Source organism: Moraxella boevrei DSM 14165 (assembly GCF_000379845.1).
GTDB lineage: Bacteria > Pseudomonadota > Gammaproteobacteria > Pseudomonadales > Moraxellaceae > Faucicola > Faucicola boevrei.
The window spans coordinates 18,539-28,030 of sequence record NZ_KB903778.1; the positions used below are offsets into that span (position 1 = coordinate 18,539).

Annotated in this window: 3 protein-coding genes; 1 reads left to right on the forward strand and 2 read right to left on the reverse strand. The window is 41.3% G+C overall.

The window, feature by feature from the left end; genetic code table 11:
* Positions 1 to 101: 101 nt before the first annotated feature.
* On the reverse strand, positions 102 to 5,789 hold the full coding sequence (locus A3G3_RS0104580) for a DNA repair ATPase (protein WP_019519365.1): 5,688 nt from the start codon (positions 5,787 to 5,789) through the stop codon (positions 102 to 104).
* Between the two features lie 187 nt (positions 5,790 to 5,976).
* Positions 5,977 to 8,565, reverse strand: coding sequence for an ATP-dependent chaperone ClpB (gene clpB, locus A3G3_RS0104590; protein ID WP_019519367.1), 2,589 nt, complete (start codon positions 8,563 to 8,565; stop codon positions 5,977 to 5,979).
* A gap of 409 nt (positions 8,566 to 8,974) precedes the next feature.
* Here clpB and A3G3_RS13185 point away from each other — a divergent pair.
* Positions 8,975 to 9,492: hypothetical protein (locus A3G3_RS13185; RefSeq protein WP_040631287.1), on the forward strand; the 518-nt coding region annotated here is incomplete at its 3' end.

The following is a 9,492-nucleotide window of genomic DNA, read 5'->3' on the forward strand; positions in this document are numbered from 1 at the left end:
ACCATTTAAACGAAAATCCCTAACTTGACTTGACGTTGGGGATTTTCGGTTTTTGGGATTTAGTTTTTGCAAAAAACTGTCAGCACTAATTACCAAAAAGACTAATCACCAAAAATCTGCGTCAATTTTCTTAAGTTATTAACCAACAGTTTTCCGCTTTCATCGGTACTCATATCAATGCGTAATTTTTCATCCATACGCATGACAATCGGGTCTAAGGCTTGTTTTAAACTTTCAGCAAGTTGTTGATTTTGCTTATGAATATCGATTTCAGTGTTTCGGCTATTCGCTAAATTATGGGCTAAATTTGTGGATAAATTTTCTGATAAATTTTCCGATAAATTATTTGCCAATTCGTTAATCGCCACCACCACATTTTGTACCAAGTTTTGTAACAAGGCTTGTTGTGCCATGTTTTGGCTTTGGGTAAGTTGTTGCTGATGTTGATACAGTTGAGCGATTTTTGCCCAGTTGGTTTCCATACTGGTTTGTAAGCCTGTTTGCAAGCTAGATTGTAAATTTTTATTAAAATTATCATGCAGTTTTTCAAACATATCTTGTGTGGTGGGTGCGTTGTTTTTTTCTTGTTGTTGATGCGTTATCCAGTTGCCAAGCTGTTGATGTACGCCTTGCACACCTGTCGCCAAGTCCACCAGTTGAGCCACCACACGGTTGCCTGTGTCTGTGTCATCGCCCCCCATTGCCTTGTTGCGTAAAAAGTCGGCTTTAATCGCCTGCCAACGCTCGGCTTGTTCCGCAGTCAGCGTGCCACGCAGTTCGGCAAGTTTTAGCAGGTTGCTTTCCGCCCCTGTGGTCAAAAGTTGGGCTTCGCCTTGATAATGGTCGTGAATCAGTTGCGTCAGCTCGTTATCGTTCATAATCGGCGAGAGTTTTTCGGTCATCTTGTTCATGTTGCGGTAACTGCCTTGTAGTTTGAACGCAGGTTCAACACGGTAGCGGTCGTCTTGCGATGCCGAATAAATGTAGGCTTGATTGACGGTTAAAATAACTTTTTGAATTTTAAGCATTTTTTGCAAAACCGCCACGATTTCATTCATTTCTGCCGAACTGTAAGGGTGGGTCAGATCGCCTGTGTTGATGGTTTTGCCTGTCGCCATGTCAATCAGTCGATACACGTCCGCCATATCTCGGTTGGTAAGTGGGGCTAAAACTGGGTTGGACGTTAAAGCATTTTCCAAATAACTCATGGCAAACACGTCCGCCATCGTGCCTGTATCGCCTCCCAAAATATCGCCCAGATTGTAAATATCGGCACGGTTGGCGAGCATATCAGGGATTTTGAACACGTCGCCACTTTCGGTATAAGGGTTGCCCGCCATGACCACGCAGAACTTTTTGCCCCGCATGTCATAAGTCTTGCTTTCGCCTTGCCAAACCCCATCAATCCGCCGTGTACCATCACATAAGGAAATAAATTTTTGCAAAAATTCTGGATTGGTATGCTGAATGTCATCTAGATATAACATGACGTTATTGCCCATTTCCAAGGCAAGGTTCAATTTTTCTAACTCGCTCATTGCCGTGCTATTCGGGGCTTGAGCAGGGTCAAGCGAAGTCACATCATGCCCCAAAGATGGACAATTTATCCGCATAAAGGTCAAGCCCAAACGGCTCGCCACGTATTCCATGAGCGTGGTTTTGCCGTAACCAGGGGGTGAAATTAGCATGAGCAAACCCATTAAATCCGTGCGTTTATTATCGCCGACCACCCCCATTTGTTTGGCCAAATTATCGCCAATAATCGGCAAATAACTATCATTAATCAAACGGTTACGCACAAAAGAAGACAAGGGACGAGCGACAAATTCATGCAAGCGTAAATCCTGTTTTGCCTGTTGTAAGACTTGCGATTTTAATGCCAAATATTCAGCAAATTTTGGTAACGTTTCTTGCTGATGTCGGTGTAATTTACTTAAAAATTTATCTAAAGTAAATTGTAGGTTTTGATTAACAATTAAAGCATGTTCGCCAAGTAAATTTTCTACTTTAATATCCAAAGCCACTGTGCTGATGTGTCGCTGACATAATTCAATAAAAGTTGATGAATTGACAATTAACAAAGCGATGACTTCAGGGATAACGTGGGCAAAATCTTGCTCGGTCTCGGTATTTGTTTCGGTGGTGGTTTCGGTATTGTCGGCGTGCAATTTTGCCACCAAAGCGGTCAGCCAAGTATTCGCCAACTCATAGGCAGATTTTGGCTCATCTTGCAATGTTGCCAATACATTTTGCAAATAAGTAAATTGCGTATCACCAAGCGTGGTTTGCAATTTTTGATAGACATCATCGGCGGTTTTACTGATGTCAAACGTGATTTTTGACTGGGCTAAATTTGCCAAATCCACCTTTGCTAAAACTTGTACCAAATACTCGCTGGCTTGGGTAATTTGGGCAGGCGTGAAAATATCCGCCATTTTATGGTGTGCAAAATCGCTGATAACTTGAGCTACATCGGCGATCAGCAGGGTTTTTGCTGTGTTGCTGTGCAAAAGTATGTACAGTTGTTGTGCGGTAATGGCTCGGTCTTGCCAAGTTTGGATATGGGTTTTATGTGGTAAAAACCAGTCGTCAACTACTTGATTTTCTTTATACTTTATCTTGTTTTTCAACAAGTTATCATAAAAAATCTGTGCTAACGCTCGCACACTCGGCTCAAATGTGAGTAAACCTGCCGATTGATAAATCGGTAAAATCTTTGCCAAAATTAACACCGCATCATGATCATGCACGCCTTTTTCGTAGCCGTCTTGATAGCGGGGTGTGGCAAAAATTTTGACCAATTCAGCAAGTGGACTCACATTGGCAAAATCTGCCAAATCTTTACTTTCATGAAAGGCTTGATAGAGTTTTTCTAAGGTTAAATCATCGCTATTGGCCTGAGCCGATTGCAAAATTTGATATGCCAAAAATTCCGCTCGGTAAACGTTCGGCGTTTCTGATGCTAGGTGCATTTCCCAAAAATCTTGCAAATCATCTAGTTGGCTATTTAGCAAAACTTGATAATAATCCGTACCAGTCAAATGTAAATACAAGCGTTTTTCGTGGTCAAGTTGGCGTGGCAATAGGGTCAAATCCAAGGGTTGCGTATTGACCGAAAAGCGATGTTTACCAAGTTTTATCACATTTCCGCCAGCTTCGTACAGTTCGCTTTTATCTCGCAACGCCTTGTAACTATCCGTGATAATCGCTTTGAGCCGTGCGTCCGTGTCGTCCGCTTTCACATTAAAGCCAAGTTCGTATAACTGCTTGATAATACTACGAACTTTTTGTACCAAGGCATCGGACGCAAAATAGGTATTTAACGCATCTTCATCGTTTATCCCTGTCGTTCCCACGTTTTGCGTGCGTTTTTTGATGTTGTCCAACATACGGCTCGCACCATCGCCAAGCTGTTGGGCTTTGCGGTTGCGTTCATCCAATAACTGCTGTTTGTGCGTATCAAAATTATCAATGATTTCTTCACGTTTTGTTAAAATATCATTTAAAAACTGTTCGCTTAAACCAACATCATCGCTAAATTGCCCTTCTAATTCTTCCAGTTGCACCAGTAGGCGAGCTAGCTGTTCATCGCTTTTTTCAGGGGTGGTGGCGATAGATAACGCATTGGCAACCGCTTGATTAAACAGTTTAAATTGGGCGGAAAATTGAGCGATGTTTTCTGCCGAACCCAAACTTTTGCGTTTGTGATTGAGCTTTGCTTTGCTTTGGTTAAGTTTGGCATAAATGACGGAAATGTCGTCAATAATCTGCGTGCGAACGGTGGCATCGGCAACGTCCAACGTGCCTAATAATTCAGTCAATAAATCCAAGCCGTTGGCGGTTTGTTCAATCGTGGTTAACATCGGCGAAAGTTCATGATTGCTGTTGGCTTGTTCTAAAGAAGCTTGAATATCATTTAGCAAAACTTCATAATCAATCAACGCATTGTCGCTACTTAAAAAAGTTACCGTTTGTTCGGCTAAAGTTTTTTCTTGTTCGCTAACTTGTTGTTTTAATTGGGTTAACTTATCATTATCCAAATATCGCAAAGTTTCTAGGCTAACCAGATGCCCTTGCTGCTGACGTAATTTGGCAAGTAAGCTGACAAAATCATTGGCAGTTTGAAAACTGGCTAGGCGAATTTGCCGAAAAATCTCGTTTTGCTGTTGTTCAGCATCGTTTACCGCTTGTTGGGTTTGTTTTTGTATGGCTTGCACTTTGGCAAACTCATCAATGACTAGTTCGCTCGTGTTAATAACTTCATGCAAGGTGGCGTTTAGTTCGGCAAGTTCAGGCTCGGCAAGCCAATAATAACGCTCAAATAGCCGACTGGCGGTGGCAGACAACTCTTCGTAGAGTTTTTGCGACACTTGTTGATTGCCAATCAGCCGAGTTACCCCATAAATATCGGAAATACCACGCACCAATTCTTTGTTGCCAATTTTGCCATAAAAACTGGTGTTTTCAGGTTGATTGCTGACAAATTCATCGCTGGCGTAGGGCGTTTGCCAAATCTGCATCGGATGAATGCGAGTTGGCTCATTTTGGGCGTTAAACAGTACCAACAAACCGCTAGCACTCAACGCATAACCATGACAAAAAATCGGATTTTGCAGTTGTTTTTTGATTAAATTATAGGCAAAAAGCCCTGTAATGCCTTGCACCACGTCATAAAATAGATACAGCACATCTTCGCCATTTGGGGATGCAATACGGCGTTTAAATTTTAAATCAAGTGATTGATTTTGCATATGATTTTTATTTTCAAAAAGTTTATATTCCCCAGATTGCAAATAATAACCGTTGGGAAAAACAATGCCATGATTTTCAGGCAGTTGCACGCAAGATTGCCCAATCGCATCAAGGCGAGTAACGGTTTCAGTTAGCGTGTTATACACCAAATAACGGTAATCATTTTCACGATAAGGCAAAATTTTTAACAAAATCAAACTGCCAACTTGGGCGTAAAAAATATTGGCATCGGTCAGGGCTTGGGTTTTGTCTTGTACGGCTTCGCTAAAAATGCCCAGTCCTGTTTCTGTGTTATTTTCAATTTTTATCGTCAAATCGCCGTTAAGTGTTTCTACAAAAAGCGTGTCTAAAATATTAATATGTGGGTGTTTGCCATGTATCACATTTTCTCTGGTGGTCGCCGTCCAATCAAAGTCGTAAGGTGGGGGTAGGGCGATGTCCCGCTCGCCACGATTGTCCATATATTGGACGTCGTGTCCGTCAGGTGACAGCGAAAAACGGAACACACGCAAGTCACTGATGCGTTCACCGATTTGAAAAGCGATGAGCAATTTGCCATCTTTGACGATGAGTTGCAATAGTTGCGTATTTTTGTAGTAGCGATATAGTTCGTTAAAATCTTGGATAAAATTAGGTTGGTTTAAAAAACTCTCGGCTAAATTTACCAGTTCTAAATGATAGTCGTCTGGATTTTCGCTTGTATCAGGTTGGCTGATATCATTTTTGACAAGGCGGTAAAGGGAAAGCACGTCGTCTACGTGAGTTTCTTGTTTTAACCCCATAAATACATTGTAACCAAACAGCAGAAAATCGCCAACTTGCACCATGTCACGTGCGATACAGTTGTTCTCGGTACGAATGCGAGTACGAGCCAACACCTGCATTTGGGTATTGCCAAATTCGGCAAGGCGGGCGTGGTCTAGGGCTTGGGTTTGTTGGGTGAGGCGGTTGCCTTGTTCGGTTAGACGCTGTTTGATAAGGTCGTAAGTGTTGCCTGTTAAGGTGGGTTCGGTGGCAGTAGTGGTTAAATTTGGCATAGTCAAGTTACCTTTTGATAAGCAATCCGTTTTACTGGTCATGTAAGTTTTGATAAAATTGATAAATCGCTTTGATACAATTTATCACAATCATTTCAAAAAAACAAAACAAAAACACCAAATCAAGTCGCCCCAATTTAGTGTTTTCTTAGGTTCTTAAGTTTAAGTCAGCGATTGGCTTAACAAGTTAGCTTAACAGCAATTTGCCAAAAGTCAATTCACCATCAGCCCCAACATCAACTTTAATCGTATCATGCGGTGCAAATTCGCCAGATAACAGTTTGATTGATAACGGATTTTCAATCTCTTGTTGAATGGCTCGTTTTAACGGTCTTGCCCCAAATACTGGGTCGTAGCCCACTTCTACAAGGGCATTCATCGCATCATCAGTCAGTTCAAGCGATAACTCTCGCTCAGCAAGGCGTGATTTTAATCTTGCCAATTGAATACCTGCAATGCCTGCCATATCCTGCTGTCCCAGTGGATGAAACACCACGATTTCATCAATACGGTTGATAAATTCTGGACGGAAATGGGCATTCACCGATTCCATGACTTCCGATTTTATGTCGTCATAAGTAGCATTTTCGCTGGTCATTTCTTGGATTTTATGACTACCTAAATTTGATGTCATGATAATCACGGTATTTTTAAAATCCACCACTCGCCCATGACTATCAGTCAAACGACCGTCATCAAGGACTTGAAGCAAAATGTTAAACACGTCTGGGTGAGCTTTTTCCACTTCGTCAAACAGCACCACGCTATACGGCTTACGGCGAACCGCTTCGGTTAAAATGCCGCCTTCTTCATAGCCGACGTAACCAGGGGGAGCCCCCACCAGACGGCTAACACTGTGTTTTTCCATAAATTCAGACATATCAATGCGAATCATAGCATTTTCGTCATCAAATAGGAAATTGGCAAGCGATTTTGTCAGCTCGGTTTTACCCACACCAGTCGGTCCAAGAAATAAGAACGAACCACTTGGACGGTTGGGGTCAGATAGCCCTGCTCGGCTACGGCGAACCGCATTGGCAACCGCTTCTACTGCTTCGGCTTGTCCGATTACTCGTTCGTGCAGTTTGTCTTCCATTGTGAGCATTTTTTCTCGTTCGCCTTGGAGCATTTTGGCGACTGGAATGCCTGTGCTTGCGGAAACCACTTCGGCGATTTCATTGTCAGTAACTTTGTTTCTTAACAATTTTACCTGTGCTTTGCCTTGCTCTGCTAAATCAGACGCTTTTAGGCGTTTTTCTAGCTCTGGAATGGTTTCGTATTGCAGTTTGCTCATGGTTTCGTAGTCGCCTTCACGACTTGCCTTTTCATAGGCTATCCTAGCTTTATCAAGCTCGTCTTTTAACGCTTGTGAGCCTTTAACAAGGGCTTTTTCTGCTTGCCAAATGTCGTTCAAATCGGCATATTGTTTTTCAAGTTCGCTAATTTGTTCGTTAAGCAATTTTAACTGTGCTTTTGCACCGTCATCGTCTTCATTTTTCAACGTTTCTCGTTGCATTTTTAGGGCAATTAAACGGCTGTCAAGTTTTTCTAACGCTTCAGGCTTACTGTCAAGCTCCATTTTTAGGCGACTGGCAGATTCATCAATCAAGTCAATGGCTTTATCAGGCAATTTGCGGTCGGTGATATAACGATTGCTCATTCTGGCAGCGGCGATAATGGCACTGTCTTGAATGTCCACGCCATGATGCAATTCGTAACGCTCTTTTAAGCCACGCAAAATCGCAATGGTATCTTCCACCGTTGGCTCGTCCACAAGCACTTTTTGAAAACGGCGTTCTAGTGCTGGGTCTTTTTCAATATATTGGCGGTATTCATCAAGGGTTGTCGCCCCCACGCAGTGCAATTCACCCCTTGCCAACGCAGGTTTTAGCATATTGCCAGCATCCATCGCACCGTCGCCCTTACCTGCTCCAACCATGGTATGAATTTCATCAATAAACAGGATAATTTGTCCGTCTGATTTTGCCAAATCATTTAACACGGCTTTTAGGCGTTCTTCAAATTCACCACGATATTTTGCCCCTGCAATCAAAGCTCCCATGTCAAGCGACAACACTTGTTTGTTGCGTAACCCTTCTGGCACATCGCCATTGATAATTTTTTGGGCAAGCCCTTCTACAATGGCAGTTTTACCAACACCTGGCTCACCAATCAACACAGGGTTGTTTTTGGTGCGTCTGGATAATACTTGAATGGTACGGCGAATTTCTTCATCTCGCCCAATCACAGGGTCCAGTTTTCCTGACAAGGCTCGCTCGTTCAGATTAATGGTGTATTTGTTTAAAGCATCTCTTTGGTCTTCAAAATTTTGGTTGTTCACCGTATCGCCCCCACGAATAAAGTTAATCACTTGGCGTAATTTTGGCTCGTTTACGCCAGATTTGGTTAAGATTTTTGCGGTATCAGACGTTTCCGCCAATGCCACCAGCACCCAGTCTATCGCCAAAAAACTATCACCTGCTTTTTGGGCGTGACGGTCGGCAAGGTTTAATACTTTGACGGTATTTTGGCTTAAACCAACATCACCAGTAGGATTTTGGATAATGGCTTGATTATCCAGCGATTTTTTAACTTCAGCCTTTAAAACGTCAATATTTGCCCCTGATTGTTCATAAACATTTACATTACTTTCATCTTCTAATAAAGTTGCTAATAAATGAATTGGCTCAACGGCAGTATTATCTCGCCCGACGGCAAGGCTTTGAGCGGATTGTAAACCAGATTGCAGTTTTTGGGTAAATTTGTCAAATTGCATAATTTTTTCCTGATAAAAGTTTGTCTTAACAACAATATAAGGGTTAAAAACAGTATTTCAATAAAAATTTTATATTGTCAAGAAAAAAATATAAACTAAATAGTCAAAACACTTGCTTTTAGCAAAAATGGGGATAAAAATTTACTTTTTAAACCCTTTTCTCTGAATTTTATTGTTAATCCTTTCTCAATTAAGAATCCGATAAACTGTGAAATTTTTAGGATAAAGTATTTGCAAATGAAAATTTCAAGGGCTATTAATTAAATTTAACGATAATTTTAACTGCAATATCGTATTACCCTTGTAGTTTCTGGCAAATGACCTTATTTTATGCTATAGTATTTTTTATATTAAGTTTAAATACTTAAAATAAATTCTTATTAATATTATGAATATATGAGAGCTTATCATGAAAAAAAATTATCATTTAGCCGTCACACAACAAGGCAAAACAGAGTATTTTCATTTAAACAATAAAAAACCGCTTAAGTTCAAATCAAAAGCCAACACAAAATATAAAATCTATGATGATGAGGGCAATCTTATTCATGATGTTCGCTTAGATGTTATTGGCGATGATGTACAGGTATATCTGCCTAACGAGCAAGAGATGGCATTGGTATTAGAAAATTATCAAAATTATGCTACCATTAGTAATATGAGTGAGTTAGTCGGACTAAATGCCACACTCGCTACAACTACGCCGATTGCGAGTGGCATGGGTTTGGGTGCGATTGCCTTAGGTATTGGGGCGATTGGGCTTGGTGCGTCTGCTATCGGTAGCCGTGCGGGCAATAAAAATAGTCCTATAAAACCCAACAATGCAGATAAAATTGCCAAAGAAAAAGCCGAAGCCGATAAAATCGCTAAAGAAAAAGCTGAAGCCGATAAAATCGCTAAAGAAAAAGCTGAAGCCGATAAAATCGC

Excerpts from the sequence above, each read along its gene's own strand:
- clpB (WP_019519367.1), bottom strand. The coding sequence starts at position 8,565 with ATGCAATTTGACAAATTTACCCAAAAACTGCAATCTGGTTTACAATCC.
- A3G3_RS0104580 (WP_019519365.1), bottom strand. The coding sequence starts at position 5,789 with ATGCCAAATTTAACCACTACTGCCACCGAACCCACCTTAACAGGCAAC.